Below are 22,979 nucleotides of genomic sequence, written 5' to 3' on the forward strand. Positions count from 1 at the left end.
TCGAATTCGAGGAGTTGTTCCGGCATGGGGGCCTCGTTTTGCACGGTGGAAAGACGGTTTATGTACGGCTTCTTTCAACCGGCGCTCACTGGCACATTGCTCGAGAGCGATGTGGGGTCGACACCGAATGCCTCGCGGGCCTGCTGGAGCATGAGCTGGCGCATCATCTCGGCCCGGGAAACGCCGGCATAGTTGGCGTGGGCCTGAATGATCGCGGCCTCGTACTCGTCCAGATAAACGGTGCACTTGTGACTACGAACACGTTTGGGGTCCTGGTACATGGCGACGATTCCTCAAAGAGCCGGAAGCGCAGCGGTCGGCCGCGGTGATTCGGGGAGGAAGCCTTGTTTGATGCCCAGCAGTACGGCTGCGCGATGAGACTCACCGCGAAGACCTTTCCTGCGGCCGGCGAGTAGGTCGCTAACAAGGTTCGGGTTCAGGTCATTGATGCGGCTGAATTCGGCAAGGCTGATGCCGCGCTGATCCAGTCGTTCTCGGGCTTGAGCGAGTGACAGGGGCATTGTGGTAACCTGCGTGTTGGTTGGTGTTTGGTATGTGTTCGAGCGTGTTGGTATTCGTATGCTGGTATCCAAACGGATTAATGTCAAGCGAAGGTAGCTAAATAAATGACAGTTGGTCGGCGTTTGAAGTCAGAGCGAGAGCGCTTGGGCATGACCCAAACTGCTTTCGCCGGGAAGGCTGGGATCACCAAGAACACCCAACTTCTCTATGAGACGGACCAGCGGCATCCGAAAGCCGACTACCTGGTCGCGCTCGATAAGATCGGCGTGGATGTCCTCTATACGCTGACCGGTAAGCATGCAGTCAGCAGCGAGAATTCAAGCGAGGCTCAGGCGGGTATCTTTGCGGATTCTTCGGGTGATCTTGGCGGGTGCTGCGTTCCCCTGTATGACGTTGAAGGCGCTGCTGGTGCTGGCCGTTCGCTCGAGAACGAGAGCATTGTCGGAACCTTCACGATCGACTCTGAGACGCTGACTCAACTGGGTCTAGTCGGTGCGCGGCTGGCCGGTATTCGCGTTCGCGGTGACTCCATGGAGCCGACCCTGTTCGATGGCGACTGGACGTTCGTCAATCTGGACGATACCAACTTCGCGCAGGCCGGGGTGTTCCTGGTGTGGGTGAGTGGGGAGCTGCGCATCAAGCGCGTGCAGCGCCTTGCCGGTGGGGCGATGTACCTGATCAGCGATAACACCCACTACGAGAAAGAGATGATCCGCCGCGGCCAGATGCAGGAAGTCGCGATACTTGGCCGGGTGCGGACGCGCCTGGGTGAGATTAGCTAGTCAATAATTCCAAGAATCTGCCGATAGGCAAACGAGGGCGATAACGCCTGGTTTGCACTCCAACTGCGGCACTAAAGCGGCCAACAGAGCTGCGCCACTACGCAAGGGAAACAGAATGGCTAAACGTGCCCTATTGGGCTTATGCCTATTGTCGGCGAGCGCTTTTTCGCCGCTTTTCGCAGACGAAACCTCCTCATTTTGTGCCAACGAGTGGCCTAACGATGCTGACATGCGCGCTTACTGCGTCGATGAGCAGCATTCTGCCGCCCGTCAATTCGGCCAGAAATCAGGCGTGATTCGAGACGCGTGCGCCGAGGAGTGGCTACCCGATTATGAAATGGCGCTCTATTGCTTCAATGAGCAGAGTGCGGCCCAAAATCGCCTCGCGTCCGACAGCGCCGACGAAGTTACCAGCCATTGCCAATCCGAGTGGGGCAGCGATCACGAGATGGTCGAGTACTGCATCGAGAAGCAGCGGGCGGCGCGAGATCGTCTATCCGGTTATCCAACGTCGCTGGTCTCTTCATGTCGCGGAGAGTGGGGGCAGGACTACGAGATGATCGAATACTGCGCACAAGGCAATTAAGGAGCTGATGACATGGCTTGGACTCTCGCGATCATTGCGATCCTAATCTTATCGGTCGTTGTCACCGTTCGATCGATGTATCACCAGCGCTCTTTGGGCCGTGGCGCGATCAGTAATTTCTTTCTGTCCTGTCTCGCGGGCGGGTTTTTTGGGGGTGTGGCTCTGGTCGTGCTCGGCATTATCTACTTGGTTGTTCAGTGATTCATGAAGGTGACTTATCTCGGACCGGTGGCGGAGTGCGCCGGCCATCCAGCGATTCAGGAGATGCCGGTGAGCGATTTACCGGCCTCGAGCTTTTTGGTGGAAGTCTCGCCGGGCGCGGGCATCGATGGGGAACTGATCGAGGGTGACGTGCTGGTCGCTGACGAGAAACGAATCACCGAATACGGTGATTTGGTGCTGGCCTGCGACGAGTACGACGAAATGCGGGCCTATCGCTCACACCGGATCGGCGGTTATCTGCGGCTCGTACCGATGGGCGGTGGGCATGCGGTGCCGGCCTCTGCGCTCGATTGCGTGGGCGTGGTGGTGCGTCGGGCGCGCAACCCGGCGAATGATTTCGAGCCGGAAGAGATCGCCGACACGACGCTTGCCGATGCCTTTGCACCTTGGTTCAGCGTATCAACCTGGAACACGTCTAGCCCGGCGGATGCGCGGCGTTTTCATGAGTGCTGTCACGATTACATGCAGAGCAGCGGGGGACAGGTAAGAGCTGGGGCGTTTGTCGAGACGCTCCGGAAGGCGATCTCCCAGCGCTGCGGCGGGAGCTGGGACGACTACTGCGAAAGAGCGCTACAAAGCCGGGCGCAGTGTGCTGAGGCAATTTGTGCGTATTTGCACGATACCCACCAAATTACGCGGTAGCGGCTAGGCGGGATGTATTATAGGGGCTAGGTGGTTTTGCTATGCAACTAATGGGGTAAATGGTCCAAGTACGGGGCCATTCCCCTCGATCTGCCGGTAACCATATGGTTGTATTCTAGTTCGCTAATATAAAGATTGCGGACTTTACCGTCTATCACAGTCTCGAGTTTATAGAAACCTGGGCCACCTCCAACAATTGAGTACTCTGAACTCTGGCGCAAGTGAAAACATTCACTGTTGCCCAGAACTTTGCCTCGCTTTTCTGTATTCAACTGTTTTATGCTTTTGGCGATTTTCAACATCGTAAATTGATATTTGCATAGCAGCGTAGTGGCCGGAAGAGGGTCACTGCCCCAATACTTGCCGAAGGGTAATCCATTCATATAGATGGCGCTCAGACTTGATGCCAATGCGCCCATGCATATGAGTAGGGTTAGTGTCGTTTTTGCTTTCGTCCACCGAGTTGACAAATTAGACATATCTGTAACCTTAAAACATTTGATTTTAGACTACAGGTGCAAAGCACAATGTGAAAAAATCAAGCAATTGTGAATGCGTCGTCTAGCCTTTGGGGCTATGATCAGCCCATAGTGTGATTGGCAAGGTTTCGTGTTCCTGCGCTATTATCGAGGTGAATGCAAGTGCTTGTTTTATTTGCGTTTTTATTGATTGGGTGTCTAGGTATGACGATGTCTTCTCCTGCGAAAGCCAACGGGGGGCCTTCTCCTCAGCAGTTCGGGATGGCTCTTCAAGCCTCTCTTCAGTGCATTGAGTTGCAAATGCGTTCCGACACTGAATACAAAATCAACGCCCACCGGTCAACTGCTATCAGATTTACCAGGGGGTTCGACGGAGGCTTATATTATGTCATGGACGGCGGGAGCGAAGTTTGTGCGGAGATCTGGAGAAAATTCGGCTGTGATGGTGATGAGGTTCCAAACCTTATTCAGCATTCACCTATAATGGGTCCTGATAGAGAGATTTGCGTTTATCGCTCAACACAATAGTGAAACCTGACTTTTCAATGCCGACTGTCTAGGTAATGCTTCGCGAGGTCATCGTGAAAATTCAGATTAAGCGTATTTATGATAAAGCCAAACCAGAAGATGGTTACCGTGTGCTAGTGGACGGTCTGTGGCCCAGGGGAATTGCTAAGCGTGACGCTAAAATTGATGAGTGGCGAAAAGAGCTCGCTCCCTCTAAATCACTGCGGCAATGGTACGGGCATGATCAGGCGAGATGGAATGAATTTCGAAAAGCGTATGAACTTGAGCTCTCCAGCGCTGATCCAGAGTCCATAAAAAGCCTTCGACAGATCACCAAGAAGCAAAGATTGACGTTGCTATTCGCAGCACGGAGTACTGAATATAACAACGCGGTGATACTAAAGACGTATTTGGAGAGGTCATGAACGACGACGCTACTTTGATGATCGCCGTGCGGGTGAAGGAAGCTTGTATAAAGGCCGCGAAGGTAGGTTACGAAGACGCTGCTATTTTGGGTCTATGCCACGAGGGCGCCGTTGAAGCGTCTATTAGTGCGATTCAGACAATAGACGTCGATGCGATAATGAGAGAATTGACGGCAAAAGATTAGTGACCGCTGACTCCGGTCAGCGATATGAGCGACTTCCACCGCCAGTTCGTATTCTCGCTCTACGGTGTCCCCGGCGGTGATGGCGTCGGGGATGTCAGGAAACACGATCCCGGTGGTATGGGTATCGTCGCCCCGTTCGATAGCGATAGGAAAAGCATGGTTCGACCTCCATCGGTTTCAGTCCATCGATGGGTCACTCTTCCGACAACTGCTCCACCGTGATGCCTAGCGCCGTGGCGATTTTTTCCAATGTCGCCTGGCGCGGCTTCCGCGCGGCTTCCTGCTGAGCATAGGCCGACTGAGAAATACCGATGCGCTTGGCGACTTGCGCTTGCGTCAGCCCCAGGTATCGCCGCCATGCCGCGACCATGGTGGTGTCTTCGTTCACGACCATGCCGACGACTTCATTGGGGATCAGGTCGGGTTCGGTGTGGCTAGCCAAGTAGTCTTGATACGGGATAACCACGTAGGCCGGGGCGCCATCCGGCCCATTGATGATCTGGACATTCTCAGTATGTGCGTTCATCGCGTTTTCTCACCTCCTGGATCTGTACGATTCGAATGCCACCGTCCCAATCGAACAGCACGCGGTAGTTGCCAACCCGCAGGCGGTAGCCGTACTGGTGTTTTTTCAGGGCTTTGACGTTGTGCACGTCCGGCATTTCGGCGAGAGACTGAACCGCTTCATAAGGGTGGCCTGTTGCTTCGGCGGCAGCTTCCGCAGTTGCTTGAAGGCCTTGGTCTTCCACTGGATGGTGTTCATCTTTCCCCCGCGTCCGATGAAGCCATGGTATGTCGTTTTATAAGCATTTGCAAAGACAATACTTATATTTTGCGGTAATGCTTATTGCGCTGGTTGCGCGCCACGTGTCTCGAACTGGAGGCTACTGGTGTAACCGCTGTCACCGATGTCGTGGCGCACCTCGACGAGCAGCCACTCGGCTTCCTCGATCTCCCGCTTCCAGCCCACGCATCGCGCCGGCGTCTCCGGGTAGATGTCCGGGCGCCCTTCGGCGAGCGTCAGGCCGAACTCGGCGATACCGCGTTGCAGGCGTTGCCACTCGGCCTTGGCAGCGGCGAGGGCGTCTTCCTCGCTCGCGTAGATGGGCCGCAGGCGCTTGGGGTTGTCGTCGGTGCCGGCGATGACGTCGCGGCGTTCGGCGCCGTCGGTGTCGTGCCAGGTGGCCACCACGCCCGAGTAGCTGTCGCGGTCGGTCACGCTGTAGCGGTGTCGGTCGCCATCCTCTCGGCGAATGATGATCGGCGGGATTTCGAGGCCGCTGGCCGTGGTCGACTGGCCGGCGTGGATGAATAGCAGGTTCCCCGCCTTCACGGTGGCGATGGCGTCGTAGCGCTCGGCCAGGCGGGTCAGAAAGTTGATATCGCTCTCGTCGGTCTGATCGATATGCGCGATGCCGACGGTGCCCAGCTCGCGCGAGATGCTGGGATTGAGGCCGTGGCGCTTGGCGAGCGTGGCCACGATGTCGCCGAGCGTGGTGCGGTGCCAGCTCTGCGTACGTTTGACGGGGAACTGCCCGCGAAAGTCGGCGCTACTGGCGCGGATGGAGAGCCGATCCGGCGCGCCGGTATGTTCGACCTCATCGACGATGAAGGTCCCCCGGTCGGTGAGCGGCTCGCCGACCCAGCCGATGGCGACGTGGATCTCGACGCCGCGACGGGGGAGGGCGAGCTGGCCGTCGTCGTCGGTCAGATCGAGGTCGAGTTGGTCGGCCTCGAGGCCGCGTCGATCCGTAAGTGTCAGCCGTTGCAGCCGACCGCGAACGCGCGGGGTGATCTGCTCGCCGCCGATGGCGAGACGATAGTCGGGCGTGCGAGCCGGGCGGCCAACGTCGCTCATGACAGCGCCCCGGTGACCGCGCGCAGGGCGGTACCTGAGACCGTGCCCAGGCGCTCGCGCTGGTCGTCGTCGATGCGTGAGAGCGATAGCGAGAACTTGATGTGTGAGGCGGCGCCATCGCGGAAGTGGCGGTCGCTGCTCTCGTCCATCGAGTCCATGGTGTACAGCCCGTACATGCGGCCGGTGCCCTCGATCAGCGGCCACGCCGCGCCCTGTTCGCCCATGGCGCGGAGCTGATCGAGATTCGCCTGGCCGCCGGTGAATTCGGGATAGAGCTCGCCGGCGAGGGTGATCGTGTCGCTGCCGGGGCCGAGAAACTGGATCGCGGGACGTTTGCCGATCCGCGACAGGCTGGAGTTTCGCCATTGGGTCTGGCGCTGGAAATCCTGATAGGCGGCGGTGCCCAGCGAGAACACGAACATGCCGTAGACCATCATCATCGCGGGTTACCTCAATCGTTGTCGTAGAGATTACGTCGAGACCGGGCAGCGGCCGCGCGCTCGGCCTCTGCCAGCGCCCGCTGAACCTCGGCGGCGACGTAACGGGCCAGCGTCTGTTCGTCCATGCCCGGGGCGGCGTGGACGTTGATGTCGCCGATGGTGATTTGGACGTTACCGCTCGCCGGCGCGGCGATAGGCGGGCGGGTGTCCAGTGGGATGCCGTGGCCGGCATCGATGGCTGGCATGGCGGCAACGGGCAGCGTTGCGGCACCGAAGGCGATACCGGCGCCGGCGTGGGTGACACGCTTGGCGATCTCGGCGACACGTTTCACCGGTTCATCCCGCTTCTGGTCCAGCCCCTGGTTGAACCCCTCGACGGTATAGCCGCCGATCTCCCGGAACGCGCGAGAGGGCGAGTTGATCCGGAGCAACTCGCGCGCCTTGTCGATGGCACCGTCGGCCATGTCGCCAGCGCGGTCGGCCACAGCGGACGCGCCGCTCTTGATGCCTTCGCCGAGGCCGGCCGCAACGTCTTTGCCGGCGCTCCACATGCGCGAGGGTAGCGACTTGAGATAGTCGATGGCCTCGTCCCACTTCTGCTCGAGCTGGCCCATCAGATCCCAGTCGCTGACCAGGTCGACGACGGCGTCGATGGCTTTGCCGGGGGCCTTCTTGAACCAGTCCCAGAGACGAGTGATCCCCTCCCACGCTGCGCCCAGGCCGTTGACGATGGCGTCGCCCAGAGTGGCGATGCTATCCGGCACCTCGATACCCAGCTTGCGCAGGATGGCGATCACGCCTTGGTAGACGAGGCCGAGCGGGTTCCAGTTGGGCAGCAGGCGCATGACGCTGCCAACGCCGCCATCGAACGCGGCTTTGACGTCGCGCCAGCGATCCTTGAAAAACGCGGCGATGCCGTCCCAGTTGCGATAGATGAGATACGCCGCACCGGCGATGGCGGTCACGGCCAGGCCAATCGGGTTGAGGAGGAACGCGCGGCCGACCACGGCGACGACGCGGCCGAGCCACTTGAGCGATCCGCCGAGTGCCTTGATGCCGCCCTTGGCGAGTTTGCCGAGCATCGACTCGGCGCCCTTGGCGCGCAGGCCGAGCATCTCGAGCGCCCAGCGCGAGGCGGCAAACGGGCCGAGCAGTGAGGCGATGACGAGCGTCAGCCCGCCGCAGATCGCAACGAGCGCGGCGATAGCGGCGGTGGCCTTGATGATCAGGGATACCAGCTCGGGGTTGTCTTTCATCCAGCCCACCACCGCGTCGCTGACGTCGATGATCTGGTCGCGGACGTCGCGCAACACGCGGATCAACTCGTCGGAGAGCGCGCGCTGCACGCGCTTCAACGCCGACATCGCGTTGTCGCCGAGCGCGTCGGCCATCCTGTCGACGGTGCCGGTAACGTCGCCGAGCCCCTCACCGGCGCCGGTCAGCCCTTTGAGGAACTTGGGGATCTGGTCGACGGAGAGATCTTCGATAGGCGTGCCGAACAGGGCGATGGCGGTGTTGGCGCGCTTGGCCGGATCCTCGATGGCCAGAATCGCCTTCGCGGTTTGCTGCAGTGCCTGCCTCGCGGCAGGGCCGCCGCTGGCGATGGCATCGGACATGGTCTGGGCGTTCAGCCCCACCGACTCATAGGTGGATACGCTGGCCTTGCTCATGTCCGAGCCGCGAATCGTGAACTCCTTCAGCGCGTCGCCGGTCTTGTCGAGGGCGAATTTTCCCTGGCCGGCGGCATCGACGAGCAGGCCCATCGCCTGCTGACCGTCGAAGCCCAGCGCGCGAAAGTTGGTGCTGTACTCGTGCAGGATCTCGGGGAGCTCGTCACGCATCTCGACGGAGACGCGTTGGAAGCCGGCACCGAGCAGATCCATGGCGGCCTTGGCGTCCTTGGCCAGGCCGTTCTTGACCATGAGCTGGGCGGTCTGCACCGACTCGGCGACATCGGTACCGAAGACATCCGAGAGGGTTAGCGCGCGCTTGGTGAGGTCGGTCAGGCTGGCCTGGCTGATGTCATCCAGCGAGCCGAACGCGGCGGCGACAGCGGAGACGCCCTCGGTGACCTGCTGCATGTCCGCGCCACGGCCGGCGCCATAGACCTCGGCGATGACATCCTGGTAGTCGAGCCCGAGATCGCTCGATTCGCCGAACTGTGCGGCGAGCTTCGCCCCGGACGCTTCGGCGCTGAGTGCCTGGGCGCTCAGCGCGAAGACGCCACCGCCGCCGACGCCGATCCCGGTCATGGCGGCACCGCGCATGCCGTTGGATCGGCCGATGGTGCGGTGGTAGCGGTCGGTCGCTTCTGTCGCGGCCTTCTGCCGGCGTGCTACCTCCCGCAGCTCGCGTTGTTGCTGCTGGATCTGCTCGTTGGTGCGGCGGATACGGCGCTGGAGCTCAGCCTGCTGATCGCTATAGCTGCCGGTGACACCCTCGACGCGAGTCATGCTCGAGCGCAGGTCGCGCAGGCGGCGTTGCTCGTCTTCGTAGCGGCGAGATAGCGTGCGCGCCTGTTTGATGGCCTGCTGTCGCTTGCGTCCGAGCGCCTGGGTGTCGGTGCCGGCTTCGTTCATCCGGCGGGAGAGATCGCGGATCTCGTCCTGTTGCCGTTTCAGCGCGCGGCCGCTTTCCTGCGACTGCTGCTTGAGTTCGCGGAACCCGCGCATGTCCTTCTGAGCGCGCTCCAGCGTCTTGAGCTGCTCGCGGTTGGCTTTCAGGGCCTCGGCAGTTTTGCCGCTGCCTTCACGAATCTTTTTGAGCGGCTTGGTCACCTTGTCGATGGCGCGGAGCATGACGTCGAGTTTCAGATCTCCGGCCATCGGCGGGCGTCCTATCGTTGCGGGGTTTTCTTGGGGGGCTCGTGGCGGAGGCGGGCGCGCTCCCGCCACTCGGTCAGTTCCTCGAGCGGCATGTCGTCCATGTCGCTCGGGGTCCAGTGAAACACCATGGCGAGGTCCGCCATGGCGTCATCGACACGGTCGGGGAGCGCTATTCGCTCGCTTCCTCGCGGTACTTCCGTGGCAGCAAAAAACCGGTGACGGCCCCGCCGAGCTGGAAGAGATCCGCCGGGTCGATGTCACGCAGTTCGGTCTCGGAGAGCGCGGGGTCGGTGATGCGCGGCAACACCTTGTTGAGCGCGGTCACTTCCATCTGCAGCACGTCGGTCAGCGAGACGCCGCGTAGCGCGCCAGCGCGCGGCTTGCGTACGACGATCTCGTGAACCTGTTTGCTGCCGCGCTTGAGCGGGTAATCGAGCGCGACGACGGTCTCGTTGGGGTTCTTGGCGGCTTCCTGGTCGGTATCCGCTGCGGTGGTGGTCTTCTCGGTCACGTCTTAATCCTCGATGGGTGATTACATTCCCTTGGCGGCGAAGATGATCGCGGCCAAGCCAAACAGGGTGGCGCCCCAGACAGTGGCGAGGGCGAGTAAGAAACCGGCTCGATCTGCACCTTTGGGTGTCATGCTGCCTCCAACGCGTAATCGCGTTTTCTCGCGGGGTTGGTTATGCTGTTTCACAGGTTCCCCCTAGCCTCGATAGGGTGAGAATCCAGAACGCCTCGCCGGCCCCTACCGGCGGGGCGTTCGTCGTTTACAGGCCGAGCGCCCGGCGCCGCTTCTCGAGACGATCCTCGCCGCGCACCTTGAACACGTAGCCCGGGACGTCGCGCTCGATGATCTCCTCGCCGTCGACGGTGAGCTTGTAGTAGCTGATCGTCGTGGTGACGCTGATCGTGTTGTTGTCGCCCTTGCTGGCCTCGCCCATGCCGATGGTCTTGTGACGACCGCGGACCACGACCTCGACGGGGATGACCTCGCCGGTTTCATCGCTTTCGTAGCTGCCGGTCATGCGCAGCATCGCGGCGTCGTGCACGGGGGAGCCGAACGAATCGAACAGGCCATCGACGAGCAGCCCGCCGGCGGTCCATTCCATCGTCATCAGCTCCTGGCCCTGGTCGACTTCGATGGGGCCGTCCATGCCGCCGCCTTCGTACTCGACCATGCGCCGCGCCAGCTCGGGCAGCGTCAGCGAGGGGATCAGTCCTTGCCAGTTGTTGCCGTCGCCGAAGGCGTTGAAGTCCTTCATGATCCTGGGTAGTGCCATGTTCCTTTCTCCTTACGGTTCCGGTGCCGAGCCGGCTCAGGCGTCCACGCGCGACGCGAAATCGGCGAGGTAGCGGTCGACGATGCGCTGGCGCAGTGCGAGGTGTTCGAGCGGGGGGACGGGGGTGTAGTCGTAGTCGATGTACAACTTGCCGCCCTTGAGCGATTCGGCGGTGTTCACTTCGGCGTCGAACCACGCCTGGCCGCCGAGCAGGTAGCCCAGGCGGGTGAGTTCGCGGAACTTGGCGTTCACGCCCTCGATGATGTCCCGGGCGAGGCTGGGGGTCATGGGCTTGTCGATGGCCCAGAGATGCGCCTCGGCCATCGTGTCCGCCAATACCTGGGCGGTGCGGGTGTAGTTCTCGAACGCGAACAGCGGGTCGTCGGTGCAGGTGCGCGAGCCCCAGAAGCGGAAGCCGTCGCGATTGATCAGGGTGGTCACGTCGGCGGCGTTGAGGATGCCGGCATCGGTGTTCGGGTCCTGCAGATCCCAATAGACGTCCGCGCTCAGACCGGTGACGCCGTTCACGACCACGTTCGAGAGCGTCTTGTGCCAGCCGGTCTGCTGGTCGATCTTCGCGCGCAGACCGAGGGCGCGAGCGACGGCGGAGAGGTCGCGGCTCTGTTCGGTCTCGGTGTCGAACCCGGTGAAATCGGGCCAGATGACCATCGCCTCGCGCGCGCCGAAGGCCTGGCGGTACATCGACGCCTCTTCGACGCTGGCGCACTGGTAGGCGGAGACGTAGGCAAAGGCGCGGAGCTTCTGGGCGACGCTAATCAGCTCGGCGGCGACGTCCTCGTCGTCCAACTCGGGCACGCCGAGGATGCGCGGCTTGACGCCAAAGCGAGCCTGAGCGGCCAGCAGCGCCTGGATGCCGGTCTTGCGGCCGGATTCGTTCACGCCGCCAATGATGTTCGCCTTGGTCTCGTCGGCGTCCGCGCCTTCGGCCACGCGGACGACGACCATGACCGGCGTGGTTTGATCGAAAATCGCATCGAGCGAGCGGGCGAGGGTGCCGGAGGTTCCGGCTTTGCCGAGCGCGGTGGTGCCGTTGGAGATGAGGACGGGGGTATCGAGCGGGAAGGTCTCGGCGTCGGCATCGTCGGCGGTGGCGACCAGCCCGATGACCGACGTCGACACGACACGAATGGTGCGCGTCCCTTCGTTGATCTCGGTGACTGACACGCCGTGATGGTAATCGGCCATGGGCGGCTCCTGGGCGGTTGTGCGGAAATGGTTCATGCGGACGTGCCGACACGTTGCCCCGCGCGAGATAGAGCGGCCAGCGGCCGGGTCTGTAAGTCGCGCGCTTACAGAGCTGGCAACGAAAAAAGCCCGCCGGGCGGCGGGCTTTTCTCAGTGGCTTGGTTTTGCGTGGACTATGTCAGAAACGCACCGATTCCGAGCTGTACGACGTACAGCAACAACAGGCAGACCAGTGCGGGCGTGATCCAGTCGAGCATCGAATCCCGCGTCCAGCCCCGTGCGATCCCTTCCCACCACCGGACGGGCAGCTTCTTTCCCCAACGCCAGCCACGCGCGACTCCGAGTCGGTATTCATGAGAGGTGCATTCGCGAGCGAGAAACCACACGAACGGGATCGTGAATGCGATCAGTGGGGCCCCCGGCGCGCCGATCAGTGTGAGCAGCGCCCAGGCGGTCAGCATCATGACGGCGGCGATCAGCGCGTGTTCGAAGTTGGTGCGGTTCATGCGGTTTCCTCGGTGGTGGTGTCAGTGGTCCAGGTGATCGCCTCGAGCGCGTTGCGGTCCTCGGCGACTACGGCAGCGGTGACGGCGTCCTTGAGCCGCCATGACTCGGCCAGCAGCCGCTGCTTGAACGCCTTGGCGGCGTCAGTCAGCGCGATCATCTGTTCGGGCGTGAGCGTGTATACCCGATTCGACTTCGCGCGCAGCGACATGACGGCGTCAGCCTCACCAGCGGCGCGCAGGTCGCGGGCCTCAATCGCCAGACCAAGCAGGTTAGCCTCGTCTTCGTCGGGGCGTGTCTGGATCACGTCCTCAGTGCCGTCGGGCAGGGTGTAAGGCATGCCGGCAGCGAGGGCGGCGGCCAGACCGCGTTCGATCATTGCCCGTTTACCCATGACCAGCTCGTCGAGGGTCACCACTTTCTCGGTCAATACCGGCTCGCCGGCATCGTTGATGACGATGATGTCGCCTCGCGCCAGGCCCTCGACCAGCGACCAATGAACTTCGTCGCTGATCGCGATAGCGTCATCCGGTTTGTTGTGGTCTTCGAAAAAACCATGTTCATTTGGCGAGAAATACACGCTCATCGGCCTATGGCCCTCCAAAAGAATCCAGGTACGGAAGAGTCGGACGTCTCGCTCTGGCGGGATGCATAGGCAGTGAATCCCGTCCTCGAAGGTGAATCGTTGATGCCGAGAATGACGTCGACATTTGGATTGACCACAGCCGTGATTTGGACGTTGTGGCACGCCGAATCGAACGAATAGGGGAACGTCACACTGGTCGGGCTTCCCTCGCTCGTGGCGGTTGTGACGTAGCCCCACATCTCGGTATCCCCATTGGGTAGCTTCCGGCGACCGCTAGACTTGCCGCCCTGCGAGACCACGTCGCCCTCGTGCCAGATCCTGTTACCGTTCCACTCAAGGCCGGCGCGGTGACCAACGAGCTCTTGATCGAACGTGATCGAATCACCCTTGCTACGCTTCCGGCTGTCGAGACTGATGCGCCACGCGCCGTTATCGGTATTGTCGATGTCGGCCTGGAACTCGACGGCGGCACCGGTTGCCGTGGACTTATCCTTGTCCATGCCAAATTGGAGACCGGCGTTACCGGCGCCATCGTTGTCGAAGAGGTTGTGTTCCCTGTTGCCGAAGTACAGCTTCGAGCCGCTGACGTTGAAGCCACCACCAACGGTTTGATCGGATGCGCCGGATCGAATGGGGTCGAGATTCTTGGCGTGCCAGAGTTCGGAGAAGTCGCCGCCATACCCCATCGAAATTTCGTAGTCCCTGTCCCCGAGGCGGGTGATGCGGAAGATGTCATCGCCATTCTCATTCGGACCCTGGATATAGTGTCTGGCGTCGCCGCCAAAGCCGGCTATGCGCAGCCCACCGTTTCTGTCCACGATGATTCGCCCGTCATTGGCGATATGCAGATCGGCGTGCAAGTAATCGGTTTCGTCCTGCCGTAGGAAAGAACTCGCGTGGACCCCATCCAGCTTGTCGGCATCCAGCCCCGACCCGTTCCCCTGTTTGACGGCGATTCTGGCAATGCTGTCCTTGCCTTTCCCTCCGGTGATCTCGATGTTGGCGCCGGCCTGTGTGGTGGCCGCCGTCATGATCGAGTAAGCGCCCTCGCCACCGACAGGGGGTGAGGTCATATACAGAAACAGGCCGTGGCTGTGATCGAAAATCACCGTGCCATCGTTGGTGTAGTCGCCGCCTTCCTTGTTGTTGAAGCGCAGCACGTCGTTGCCGGTATCACCGCGCAGGAACTGGCCGACCTTCAATCCCCCCACGGTCGCCGCGTTGCCGCCAACGTCGATGTCGTAGCTACCTGAAAGCCGCGCGGCGGGCACGGTGCCCGCGTTGAGCTTAGAGGCATTGCGATAGTCGCTGCCGTGTTGACCATCGAGCAGGTCGGCGTCCAGACCGGAGCCCGAACCCTGGTTTTTGTCGCTCCAGTATTTTCCCCAGCCGGAAGAGACTCCCGTATTGGACCCGAGCCCGACCTGCCTCGACCAGATTGTCGAGCCCTGGCTCTCGCCGTACCCAGAGATGAACAGTTGATGTGCGAACGTTGTCGGCGTCGTGATGGTGTGAATGATGATCCCGTACGCCGCGCCGGGCTTATCAGCGTGCGTGCCGTTCGCGAAATAGAGGCCGGTCTGTACGCCGTCGCAGTCGAGCAGCGAACTGGTCGGCCACACCGGAACGGCGGTGCCTAGGCCGTATTGATTGAAGGCCAGATGCAGCTGCGCAGCCGACGGCATGACGTCGTCGGTGCCGGCGAGCGCTTCTGCATTCGTTGCGCGTTCGACCAGGCCCGCTCGCGTTGTCGTCGCGGTCAGTGAGTTCAGGCCCGCCGGGGTCACGGCGCGGCTGTTGTCCTTGCCTTCCCTGGTCTCGGCGTAGGTGGCGAGCTCGACCATGCCCTGGTTGTTGGTATTGGCGGCGGGGTGGTCGCGGCTGGCCGCGTGATCGGTGAGCTGCTTCACCGTGGCGTAAGCCTTGAGCACCTTGTCGATGAACGACTTCAGCGTGCGAGGGACCACGCCGCGTCGGCCATCCTTGCCGGCGTCGACTTCCTCTTGCGTGGCGAGTTCGAGCACGCCTTTGACCGTGGTGGATGCCGGGGGGTTGAGAAACGCCGCATCACCGAAGGTGATGCTCGAGACATCGAGCGATTCGACCACCAGGTCGGTGGCGAGCAGCAGCGTGGCCGGTGCGGCTTTCTCGATGATCCAGTCCGATTGGGAGTAGACCGCGAACAGCACGCCGGCATCGGTGAACAGGCCGATCTCCCCGACCTGGTAGATATCGTCGGTTTCGTCCTGGACGGTAACGTGTAGCGTGTCGTCGGAGACCGCCTGGCCGGCGATGGTGCCCACACGTTTGACCGGCGCTTTCAGCTCGGTCTGGTCCTTCGTCGGCGCGTAACGCCCGGACCCCAGGCCGACCTCGGCGATGACGACGGCGTTGGTGCCGTTGTTGTCGGGGTCGACCAGCGCGGCGCGGCCGGCATCGGTGATGGTGAAGACAATGGCCATGGGGATCCTCTATTCAGCGGTGGCCGATAGCCGGCGGTAAATGATCGGGCGCGCTGCCCCGGCGATGCCGACCCCGCCGGACGCGCTCAATCCGGCGGTGAAGGTGAAATGGCTGCGAACCGGTTTGGTGCGGGAGATCTCGTCGACGATGTCTTGCTGGTACTCGGCGGTATTGGGTACATCGGCACCAAGCGACAGAGTGACGTCGAAGGTATGCGGCTCGCCCTTGTCGGCTTTCTGCCACCATTCCCGGATTGCCAGGCTCGAGCCGAATGAACGCACGACATCGCGAACGCTCTTGGCCGTGCCCTTGCGGCGCTGGATGTCGATCGCGTCGCGGATCCGCTGGCGTTTGATGTGCTCGGGCCAGTACGGCTGCCAGGAGTCGAGCGACAGCGCCCAGGCGAGCCACGGCAGCAGGTCGGCGGGGCAGGTATCCGGGTTCCAGAGCGAGCGCAGCGGCACGGGCAGGTCGCTGGCCGTCGCCGTAGTCGCCTCGAGGGCGCGCTCGGCGTTGGTGGCATTAGGCGGTAGAAGGCTGACGGCGCGGCCTCGGGCATCTGAATCACTCATCGAGGCCCCCGTCGGTCAGATCGATGGCCGTGCAGTAGGTCGCCTGGGTGCGGTCGACAACGATGCTCGCCGCCGGCGATGCGAGTTCGACGCGCTGGACGCCGGGTTGATGCAGCGCGGCGTAGAGCCCGGACAGGGTGACGTCGAGGCCGAGACGGTGCTGTTGTTCGGCGTACGTCGCGGCCTGTTCCTGGGCCTGGCGCATGACGACTTCGCGGTCCGGCCCGGCGTAGAAGTAAAGGGTCGCATCGATGCGGTATTCGATGATCTCGGCGGATTGCACGGTGACGTGATCGGTCAGGGGCCGGACGGCTTCGGCGGACAGTGTGGTGTCGACCGCCTTGAGCAGCGACGCCGGCGCGACGCCATTGTCGTTGCGTGAGAGCACCGTAACCAAAACCTCGCCCGGTGCGGGACTGGTCGCGCTGGCATCGAGCACCGCACCATCGGCCGACAGCGCGTGAAACACGTAGGCGCCCTCGGGGCCGGCGGTGCTGAAGCCCTCGAGTGAAAGCTGAATCCGGCGGCGGAAATCGGCGTCGGTCTCGTAGGAGGCCGGTACCGGCGGCACGGTATCCGGGTCCCCAGCATCTAGCATCTGGCGCTCGACGCCATAGAGCGCGCCGAGCTGGTCGAGATCGGCGTCGATGGCATAGGCGAGCATGACGCCCTTGGCCGCTTCATTGATGCGCTGGCGCAGCAACATTTCGCGGTACGCGGCGACCTGGAGCACCTTGTAGGCCGGGTCGGATTCGACGGTGACGTCAAAGCTGGGATCGCGCTCGCGCAGGTCGGCCAGCATGGCTTCGAAGATCGTCTCGAATTCGATTTCCTCGACGACGGCCGGCGCGGGCAGGCGGGAAAGGTCGACCGCCGTGAAACCGCCGCTCATGCGTCACCCCCGTTCAGCGGTAGGGCGAGCGCGACGTCGTCATCCTCGGTTACGCCCTGGATCTCGACAGCGACGCGGCCGGGGGATTCGACGTCGACGATTTGCCGCACGCCAGTCACGCGAAGGCGCGGCTCCCACCGAATGATCGCCATCACTGCGGCGCTATAGACCCGCAGCATCAAGGCGTCGTTGAGCGGCTGATCGATGAGGTCGGGAATCAGCGAGCCGTATTCGCGGCGCATCACCCGCGAGCCGATGGGCGTCGTCAGGATGTCGGCGACGGATTGGCGGATGTGCTCCACGCCGTCCAACGGTCGGCCAGTCGTGCGGTTCATGCCTGGCATCACACCACCTCGCCGGATTCGTCGCCGCCACGCTGAATGTGGTCGTGTTTGTGGTGGGAGCTGATGTCCTTGCCGTTGCTGGTGACACTGCCGGTGAATTTGACGTCCCCGGCCATGGTCGCGGTCTGGCCGCTGGGCTGACTCAGGTTGCCGTTCAGGGTCAGATTGCCGTTGATGACAACGTTGGCGTTGATCGTCGCGCCGCCGGCCGCGGTCGCGGTGAGCGTGGCGGCGGTGTTCACGGTAACGCCGCCTCCGGCTTCGATGGTGGCGGTACCGGGTAGCGTTGCCTGCAGGTGGCTCGTGCCGTGGTCGTAACGGATGACCGCGCCGTCGGGTAGCTCGATCATCGTCACGTTCGGGTCAAGGCTCGGTGGGGGCGTGGCCAAGGTGTTCAGCGACATGAGCACGGAGGCGGCGCGCAGCTCGCCGCCGGGCGCGAGTAGCACGACCTGCTCGCCCAGGCTGGGCGGGTTCCAGGTGCGCGTTTTGCCCGCGCGCTGTTCCTGCCAGCGGATCCAGTCGGTAAGGGCGTCACCGGAGCGGACTCGCACGCGCACGGCGCCGTGATCGATCTCGGCGATGGTGCCGTATCGGATCAGGTTGTTGATCAGGCGGAGTAGTTCGGCGGCGTTGTGCATGGCGCCATGCTGTCGCGGGTACCCACGTGGGCGGTAGCGGGGGGGTCTGTAAGTCGTCCGCTTACAGCAGAGCGTTAGCCCTCGAGGTTCGCGCCGAGGTGGCGGACGATCATGTCGTGAATCATCTCAATGTCATCGGGCGTGGTTCCGAGCAATTTCCGCTCGGGATAGTCGTACTCGAGATGAGCGTTGACCGGCGCGCGCTTGCCTTCCTGGTGGATGCGGGCGATGTGGGCGATTCGGCCCTCGTAGCCCATCGAGACGCCATCCGCCGTCGGTTTCATCTTGAGATAGCGCGCGGTGCGCAGCTTCTCGAACATCGCCTCGCTGGACTGGCTCTTGCCGGTTTTCTCGCGGGGATCCGCGACCGGGGTGAGATCGATTTCGAGCACGCGGACGACGCGGCGTTTCTTGAACGTGCGCAGGGCGCCGGCGTGGCGCCGGTCGAACCCGAAATAGGTCTCGGGTGTGGAGAACCAGTTCACGATCTCGCGCTCTTCGGCATCATGCCCCGGCTTTTCGTAGAGGAAGCGCAGTCGCTTGCGCGCGCGCCTGCGCTTCTTTCTGCCGACGCGTGCCGGGTAGGGCGTGCCGTCCGGGTTCTTCTGCTGCCGGATCCGTCGCTGTTGACGCTTGCGCAGTGCGGTGCCGATCTCGCGGGCGAGCTTCTTGCGCTCGGCGGGCTCGAGCTTGGCGAGTAGTGGCTCGACCCACTCGTCGAGCTGGGTTAGTGCGTCATCGCTCACGTGCCGCCCCACTCGGCGGCGAGGCGGTAGTCGTCCGCTGGATCGTCGCGCGTGAACAGTTGCCAGCGGTCGGCCGGGCAGTCGTCCGCCGGATACTCGGGCATTCGGTGCTCGCTACGAATCGCGCCGGCGTCGCAATCGACCAGGGCGACAACGCGTTCGGTCAGCTCGACGCTGAAAATGACGTCGATGTCGGTGTTCGAGTGGATCTCGAGCGTGAAGCGCAGCGCCTGCTCGGGATCGACGTCCGGCTGGTAGCGGGCGAGCCATTGGAGCAGTGGCAACACGACGGGGTCGAGATCGCCACCGCAGCCGATGACGATGATCTCGGCGGTCACCCGGTACTCGTGGGAGAGGTTCGCCCCCTTGTGAAACTTGATGGCGCCGTCGGGGACATAGGTGCGCAGGCGATTCGGATCGCTGGCGAGCCCGGGGACACTATCGAACAGGTGCTGGCGCAGGCTAGTGAGTTTTCGCATCGAGGGCATCCACGAGTCCGTTATGACGCCTCGCGCAGTCGTGGTACTGCCACGCCCAGGCGTTCATCGTCAGCGTGATTTCCCCGCCGGTGCCGTCACTCAGCGGAGGTAGCCTCGCCGGGCATTTGCGTTTGAGGTTCTGTTGGTTCGGGGGCTCGCCCGGCGGCGGCGTTGTTGAGCAGGCGCACAGCGTTATCGCCAAGGCACACGTTGCGGTAAATCGGCTTCTGAATTTCACGGATAACCCCTCGATCGATGATGCGCTGGTTGGCGTCGAGTTCGGCGAGTCGGTCCTCGACGACACCGGCGATATCCGCTTCGCGTGCCATCGCTGCATCGGCGACCAGCCGCGCGGCACGCTCCTCGGTGAGCCGCTGGGCGTCTTCGAACCAACCGCGCGCGAGCCAGCCGGTACCGGCGACGATGGCGAGGGCTGCGACAACAGCCAGCGCGCGGCCGTTCACTCCAGCCCCGCGAGGCAGAGTTCACGCTCGGCAGCGCGGCGTTTGACGAGCCCGGCGAGCTTCTTGCCCTGGGCGTAGACCCATCGTGAGAGCTGATCGCAAGCCGCCCGGGGGTGGCCGGCATTGAGCAGCTCGAGCAAGGTAGAGCGACGAAACGCGCCTTCGCCGACGTTGAAGATGAAGCTTGCTATCCCCGCGCGCCGCGTCGGCGGCATGGTGGCGTTGATTTCCGGCGTCACGTTTCGGTCGATAGCATCGAACGCGGTACCGAGGTCACCGGCGAGCAGTTTGTCGCACTGCTCGTCGGTGAGTGTCTGGCCGAGGCGGACATCCGCGCCGGTGTGGCCGGTGCAGATCGTCGGGATGCCGACAGGATCTGGATAGCTTTCCAGCTCCCTCCCTTCATAGTGCTTGACGACGCCGATGGAGATCGACAACGCCAGGCAGCAGGCGCCACCGATGGCACCGCCGCCAATCCAGCGGCCGAGGTTTTTCATGATCGGCCTCCACGGATTCGCTCCCACCAGTGGCGGAATTTTTCGAGGTACTTGGGCACGATCAGCCCGATCTGCAGGGCGAGATACGCCAGGGTGAGCACCGTGATCCAGTCGCTCGGCGTCATGCCACCGGCATGGAGCAGCGATACGACGGCCGGCGGCGTGGTCTTGATCGCTTCGGTCGTGATGTTCAGTTGCTGGGCCATGGTCGTCCCCGCGTGGGCAATGAGTAGTGTGATCAGCACGATCATCGGATCGGGCCGGGGGGTGTCGCTGTTGAGTCGGGTTCGCATGGCGTCAGCTCCAGAGCTGGACGATGTCGGTGCGCGCCTGGCGCCTGGCTAGTTCGGGCATGGCGACCGGCGTTCCCTGCGGCAGAATCGGCCCGAATTCGGCGAGCCCGGGGTTCAGCTCGAGCACCTGCTCGGTCACGCCGGCGGTCTTGCCGTGAACGCGCTGGCAGATCGCATCGACGGTGTCGCCCTGGCGCGCATGGACGATACGGGCCACTAGATCAGCTCCACCGTGGTGTGGGTATCGCCCAGGATCTCGGCGACGGCCCAGCGAGAATTGCGGCGATAGTCATCGGCGGCTTCGTCCTTCACCTCGCCGGTCTCCTCGCCGGATCGGGTCGCGCTGTAGTCCCGGTACGCTTCGAGGAGACTGGCGTGGGCACTGGCATAGACGGCCTGGCGATAGAGCGCGGTCGTGTCGCCAGGCATCTGCCAGGGCTCGCTCGGGACGGCATCCGCCTCGTGGACGCCGGCATCGCGCTGGCGAGCCTGGAACGCGGCGAGCTGGCGATTGATGTCGCGCATGGCGACGCCGAGCGCCTGGACGACGCGCCCCTCGGTGATCGTCGTTTCGATGCGATGGCGGTCGCGGAAATCGCCCGGCTCGATGTCGGGCCAGAATCCGTTGTTCGGGACCGGTGGGGCGGGCCGGTGCTGGCTTTCACTTCCGCCGTGGGCGACTAGGGACATGGGCGATCCATTGAATTAGAGGGAGGTGGATCGGGGATCGACGATATGGGGCACGTGGCCTGGATCTCCCCCCGATGCCTCCCGGGGTCGGCGTGCGACTCGGTCGCAGTGTCAGCCGCTGGGCTGATCGCTGGCGTTCTTTTTGACCTGGCGTTCGAGCTGCTCGATGTCGCGTTTCACGCCGGCGCGGTCGTTCAGCTCGAGCGCGCGCTTGAGCTGTTCGATGGCCGCGCTCGGACAGTCGGCGTCGCGCAGGGCGTAGCCATACGCCTTGTGAAACTTGGCCGAGATCTGGTCGTGCATATCGGCGCCGTCGAGCATTTCGCGGGTTCGGACCATGAGCGACGCGAGCTGCGTTCCGAGTGCCTGCCGCTCCGCGGGCTCGGCGACGATGCTCTCGAGATCGCGCTCGAACCGATCCGGCATGTCGAGCTTGTGCTCGAGGGCATAGCCGGCGATGTCCAGCGCGCCGGCGAGGTCGCCGATATCGAAGCGCCAGATCAGGACGGTGGTCAGCACCTCATCCTGGGCACCGTTGCCGCTCTCGAGCACGCCTTCGATGTAGGGATCGAACTGCGGCAGTAGCTCGCGCTTCCGGGCGATCTTCCCTTCGGTCGACTTGATCTGCCTCAGCGCGCGGCGAGCATCGTAGAGCGTGGCCATCATCAGCTCGTACTGCGGGCCGTTCTGCGGCTGGCCGGGGACAGCGCCCCCGGCCGCTTTCGCGGCCGTGACGCGCTGGAAGTGTTGACGGGCTGGGGTGGTCATTGCTTGCCCCCGTCACCGCGCAGCGCTGCCGGCGACATTTCGATGTTCTCGACCAGACAGCCGGCGCCGAAGTCTTCCACCACGTAGGCTTCGTTGCTGGATTCGTAGTTCTCGATCCGGTTGCGCTTGGGGTTCTCTGTGACGTAGCGGCGGCGAGCGCCGTTCTGCCAGTAGATCGAGAGGTTATCCAGCGTGGTGACCATGAGCGCGTTGTCGGGGAAGAACGGGACATCCAACCCACGAAGCCCACCGATACGCTTCTGACTGATGACGAGATCGGCCGCCAGTTGTTCGGAGGGCGCGAGCTGGTTCAGCAGCGGGAAATATTTGTCGTCCATCAGGTTGCGGCCCAGGATGACGACCAGGCCCGGGTTACGCCGATACCAGGGCTGGATGAAGCTGCTGATGGCGTCGTACACCAGCACGTCGAGCGTGGCGTAATCGCCAACCATGCCATTGATTTTGCCGTCCTCGCCCTTCGTCGGGGTCGGATCGATGACGACATTGCCGCCTGCCTTGCCTTTTGCCATCACTCGCTCGGGGGCCTGATCGCGGTAGTGCTGCAACCAGCCGATGTTGACGTCCTGGAGCAGCGGGTTGACGACGGGGTCGCTTTGCACCGCTGCGCGCGTGCCGTTGAAACCGATGGTGATTCGGTCCAGTGCCTGCTGACGAACGATGGTGTCGCGAATCATGGCCTGGAAGTTGGGGAACTTCGCCCAGGCGTCGATTTTGTTGTAGCCGAGGTGAGTGTCGAACTCGGTAATGCGGCACTCGTAGCTCTGAGTATCCAGTGAGCTGAGATCGCGGGTGTCGCGCTCCTGCTTGCTGACGTCGGTGCGCGCAGCAATGGGGCCGGAAACCCCCAGCGCGAGCTTTTCGCCCTTGAGTTCATCGACGCCGATAATGTTGATCCGGCGTAGGAAGTCGCTCGACTCCTGGATGCGTTTTTCCAGGCGCTGCTGGACGCTGGGTTCGACTGCGAATTTCTGCGTGGCATCCGGCACGCCGTTCAGCTTCGCCACTTGTGCGGCGAACTGGTTAAACAGGATGCGGCTATCGTTGCGCATGGGGTAGT

At 62.8% G+C, this 22,979-nt stretch carries 33 protein-coding genes; 6 read left to right on the forward strand and 27 right to left on the reverse strand.

The window, feature by feature from the left end; all coding sequences use genetic code 11:
* Positions 1 to 74: 74 nt before the first annotated feature.
* Positions 75 to 281 carry a ribbon-helix-helix domain-containing protein gene (locus F0A16_RS16415; RefSeq protein ID WP_149436458.1) on the reverse strand — a complete coding sequence of 69 codons (207 nt, stop codon included), beginning with the start codon at positions 279 to 281 and terminating at the stop codon, positions 75 to 77.
* A 12-nt stretch (positions 282 to 293) separates the two neighbouring features.
* On the reverse strand, positions 294 to 521 hold the full coding sequence (locus F0A16_RS16420; RefSeq protein WP_149436459.1) for a DNA-binding protein: 228 nt from the start codon (positions 519 to 521) through the stop codon (positions 294 to 296).
* A 105-nt stretch (positions 522 to 626) separates the two neighbouring features.
* Here F0A16_RS16420 and F0A16_RS16425 point away from each other — a divergent pair, with 105 nt between their 5' ends.
* The 6 genes from F0A16_RS16425 to F0A16_RS16450 all read left to right on the forward strand — a co-directional run bounded on the left by F0A16_RS16425 (position 627) and on the right by F0A16_RS16450 (position 4,350).
* On the forward strand, positions 627 to 1,304 hold the full coding sequence (locus F0A16_RS16425) for an XRE family transcriptional regulator (protein WP_149436460.1): 678 nt from the start codon (positions 627 to 629) through the stop codon (positions 1,302 to 1,304).
* Positions 1,305 to 1,419: 115 nt separating this feature from the next.
* Positions 1,420 to 1,890: a hypothetical protein gene (locus F0A16_RS16430; RefSeq protein WP_149436461.1), complete on the forward strand. Its 471-nt coding sequence runs from the start codon at positions 1,420 to 1,422 to the stop codon at positions 1,888 to 1,890.
* 12 nt (positions 1,891 to 1,902) lie between these two features.
* A complete protein-coding gene (locus tag F0A16_RS16435; RefSeq protein ID WP_149436462.1) occupies positions 1,903 to 2,091 on the forward strand; it encodes a hypothetical protein in 189 nt (62 codons plus the stop codon).
* Between the two features lie 69 nt (positions 2,092 to 2,160).
* On the forward strand, positions 2,161 to 2,754 hold the full coding sequence (locus F0A16_RS16440) for a S24/S26 family peptidase (RefSeq protein ID WP_149436463.1): 594 nt from the start codon (positions 2,161 to 2,163) through the stop codon (positions 2,752 to 2,754).
* A 1,060-nt stretch (positions 2,755 to 3,814) separates the two neighbouring features.
* A complete protein-coding gene (locus F0A16_RS16445; protein WP_223119810.1) occupies positions 3,815 to 4,165 on the forward strand; it encodes a DUF488 domain-containing protein in 351 nt (116 codons plus the stop codon).
* The gene (locus tag F0A16_RS16450) at positions 4,162 to 4,350 is read left to right on the forward strand and encodes an acetyltransferase (RefSeq protein WP_187776054.1); all 189 of its coding nucleotides are present in this window, start codon (positions 4,162 to 4,164) and stop codon (positions 4,348 to 4,350) included. The genes F0A16_RS16445 and F0A16_RS16450 overlap by 4 nt, the downstream gene beginning before the upstream one ends.
* Positions 4,351 to 4,543: 193 nt before the next feature.
* Here F0A16_RS16450 and F0A16_RS16460 read toward each other — a convergent pair whose 3' ends face one another.
* The 25 genes from F0A16_RS16460 to F0A16_RS16580 all read right to left on the reverse strand — a co-directional run bounded on the left by F0A16_RS16460 (position 4,544) and on the right by F0A16_RS16580 (position 22,971).
* Positions 4,544 to 4,876: a helix-turn-helix domain-containing protein gene (locus F0A16_RS16460; protein ID WP_149436465.1), complete on the reverse strand. Its 333-nt coding sequence runs from the start codon at positions 4,874 to 4,876 to the stop codon at positions 4,544 to 4,546.
* Positions 4,860 to 5,099 (reverse strand): type II toxin-antitoxin system RelE family toxin, encoded by a 240-nt coding sequence (locus tag F0A16_RS16465; protein WP_223119811.1) that lies wholly within the window; start codon positions 5,097 to 5,099, stop codon positions 4,860 to 4,862. The genes F0A16_RS16460 and F0A16_RS16465 overlap by 17 nt, the downstream gene beginning before the upstream one ends.
* Before the next feature lie 95 nt (positions 5,100 to 5,194).
* A complete protein-coding gene (locus F0A16_RS16470) occupies positions 5,195 to 6,208 on the reverse strand; it encodes a contractile injection system protein, VgrG/Pvc8 family (protein ID WP_149436466.1) in 1,014 nt (337 codons plus the stop codon).
* Positions 6,205 to 6,648, reverse strand: a complete 444-nt coding sequence (locus F0A16_RS16475; protein ID WP_149436467.1) for a phage tail protein — start codon at positions 6,646 to 6,648, stop codon at positions 6,205 to 6,207. Before F0A16_RS16475 ends, F0A16_RS16470 begins: the two co-directional genes overlap by 4 nt.
* 11 nt (positions 6,649 to 6,659) lie before the next feature.
* Positions 6,660 to 9,473, reverse strand: a complete 2,814-nt coding sequence (locus F0A16_RS16480; protein ID WP_149436468.1) for a phage tail tape measure protein — start codon at positions 9,471 to 9,473, stop codon at positions 6,660 to 6,662.
* An 11-nt stretch (positions 9,474 to 9,484) separates the two neighbouring features.
* Positions 9,485 to 9,616 (reverse strand): GpE family phage tail protein, encoded by a 132-nt coding sequence (locus tag F0A16_RS16485; protein ID WP_149436469.1) that lies wholly within the window; start codon positions 9,614 to 9,616, stop codon positions 9,485 to 9,487.
* Between the two features lie 26 nt (positions 9,617 to 9,642).
* The gene (locus tag F0A16_RS16490; protein WP_149436470.1) at positions 9,643 to 9,984 is read right to left on the reverse strand and encodes a phage tail assembly protein; all 342 of its coding nucleotides are present in this window, start codon (positions 9,982 to 9,984) and stop codon (positions 9,643 to 9,645) included.
* Between the two features lie 259 nt (positions 9,985 to 10,243).
* Positions 10,244 to 10,756, reverse strand: coding sequence for a phage major tail tube protein (locus F0A16_RS16495; protein WP_149436471.1), 513 nt, complete (start codon positions 10,754 to 10,756; stop codon positions 10,244 to 10,246).
* Positions 10,757 to 10,792: 36 nt separating this feature from the next.
* Positions 10,793 to 11,962 (reverse strand): phage tail sheath protein, encoded by a 1,170-nt coding sequence (locus F0A16_RS16500; RefSeq protein WP_149436472.1) that lies wholly within the window; start codon positions 11,960 to 11,962, stop codon positions 10,793 to 10,795.
* A 173-nt stretch (positions 11,963 to 12,135) separates the two neighbouring features.
* On the reverse strand, positions 12,136 to 12,468 hold the full coding sequence (locus tag F0A16_RS16505) for a hypothetical protein (protein WP_149436473.1): 333 nt from the start codon (positions 12,466 to 12,468) through the stop codon (positions 12,136 to 12,138).
* Positions 12,465 to 13,052: a DUF4376 domain-containing protein gene (locus F0A16_RS16510; RefSeq protein WP_149436474.1), complete on the reverse strand. Its 588-nt coding sequence runs from the start codon at positions 13,050 to 13,052 to the stop codon at positions 12,465 to 12,467. Before F0A16_RS16510 ends, F0A16_RS16505 begins: the two co-directional genes overlap by 4 nt.
* A complete protein-coding gene (locus F0A16_RS16515; protein ID WP_149436475.1) occupies positions 13,049 to 15,514 on the reverse strand; it encodes a gp53-like domain-containing protein in 2,466 nt (821 codons plus the stop codon). Before F0A16_RS16515 ends, F0A16_RS16510 begins: the two co-directional genes overlap by 4 nt.
* 9 nt (positions 15,515 to 15,523) lie before the next feature.
* Positions 15,524 to 16,087: a phage tail protein I gene (locus F0A16_RS16520; protein WP_149436476.1), complete on the reverse strand. Its 564-nt coding sequence runs from the start codon at positions 16,085 to 16,087 to the stop codon at positions 15,524 to 15,526.
* Positions 16,080 to 16,979: a baseplate assembly protein gene (locus F0A16_RS16525; protein ID WP_149436477.1), complete on the reverse strand. Its 900-nt coding sequence runs from the start codon at positions 16,977 to 16,979 to the stop codon at positions 16,080 to 16,082. Before F0A16_RS16525 ends, F0A16_RS16520 begins: the two co-directional genes overlap by 8 nt.
* On the reverse strand, positions 16,976 to 17,314 hold the full coding sequence (locus F0A16_RS16530; RefSeq protein ID WP_239023860.1) for a GPW/gp25 family protein: 339 nt from the start codon (positions 17,312 to 17,314) through the stop codon (positions 16,976 to 16,978). The genes F0A16_RS16525 and F0A16_RS16530 overlap by 4 nt, the downstream gene beginning before the upstream one ends.
* A gap of 8 nt (positions 17,315 to 17,322) precedes the next feature.
* Positions 17,323 to 17,964: a phage baseplate assembly protein V gene (locus tag F0A16_RS16535; protein ID WP_149436479.1), complete on the reverse strand. Its 642-nt coding sequence runs from the start codon at positions 17,962 to 17,964 to the stop codon at positions 17,323 to 17,325.
* A gap of 74 nt (positions 17,965 to 18,038) precedes the next feature.
* Entirely contained in the window at positions 18,039 to 18,710 is a 672-nt protein-coding gene (locus F0A16_RS16540) for a phage virion morphogenesis protein (RefSeq protein WP_149436480.1), read from the reverse strand.
* Positions 18,707 to 19,189: a phage tail protein gene (locus F0A16_RS16545; RefSeq protein ID WP_187776051.1), complete on the reverse strand. Its 483-nt coding sequence runs from the start codon at positions 19,187 to 19,189 to the stop codon at positions 18,707 to 18,709. Before F0A16_RS16545 ends, F0A16_RS16540 begins: the two co-directional genes overlap by 4 nt.
* 95 nt (positions 19,190 to 19,284) lie before the next feature.
* Positions 19,285 to 19,653: a hypothetical protein gene (locus F0A16_RS16550; protein WP_149436482.1), complete on the reverse strand. Its 369-nt coding sequence runs from the start codon at positions 19,651 to 19,653 to the stop codon at positions 19,285 to 19,287.
* A complete protein-coding gene (locus F0A16_RS16555) occupies positions 19,650 to 20,150 on the reverse strand; it encodes a lysozyme (RefSeq protein ID WP_149436483.1) in 501 nt (166 codons plus the stop codon). The genes F0A16_RS16550 and F0A16_RS16555 overlap by 4 nt, the downstream gene beginning before the upstream one ends.
* Positions 20,147 to 20,443: a hypothetical protein gene (locus tag F0A16_RS16560; protein ID WP_149436484.1), complete on the reverse strand. Its 297-nt coding sequence runs from the start codon at positions 20,441 to 20,443 to the stop codon at positions 20,147 to 20,149. The genes F0A16_RS16555 and F0A16_RS16560 overlap by 4 nt, the downstream gene beginning before the upstream one ends.
* A 4-nt stretch (positions 20,444 to 20,447) precedes the next feature.
* Complete coding sequence (locus tag F0A16_RS16565) at positions 20,448 to 20,660, reverse strand: tail protein X (protein WP_149436485.1); 213 nt, start codon at positions 20,658 to 20,660, stop codon at positions 20,448 to 20,450.
* Positions 20,660 to 21,133 (reverse strand): head completion/stabilization protein, encoded by a 474-nt coding sequence (locus tag F0A16_RS16570; protein ID WP_149436486.1) that lies wholly within the window; start codon positions 21,131 to 21,133, stop codon positions 20,660 to 20,662. Before F0A16_RS16570 ends, F0A16_RS16565 begins: the two co-directional genes overlap by 1 nt.
* 111 nt (positions 21,134 to 21,244) lie before the next feature.
* Positions 21,245 to 21,901, reverse strand: coding sequence for a phage terminase small subunit (gpM, locus tag F0A16_RS16575; protein ID WP_149436487.1), 657 nt, complete (start codon positions 21,899 to 21,901; stop codon positions 21,245 to 21,247).
* Positions 21,898 to 22,971, reverse strand: coding sequence for a phage major capsid protein, P2 family (locus F0A16_RS16580; protein ID WP_149436488.1), 1,074 nt, complete (start codon positions 22,969 to 22,971; stop codon positions 21,898 to 21,900). The genes gpM and F0A16_RS16580 overlap by 4 nt, the downstream gene beginning before the upstream one ends.
* Positions 22,972 to 22,979 lie beyond the last annotated feature (8 nt).

Origin of the sequence: Salinicola corii, assembly GCF_008298015.1 — a bacterium.
Taxonomy (GTDB): Bacteria; Pseudomonadota; Gammaproteobacteria; order Pseudomonadales; family Halomonadaceae; genus Salinicola; species Salinicola corii.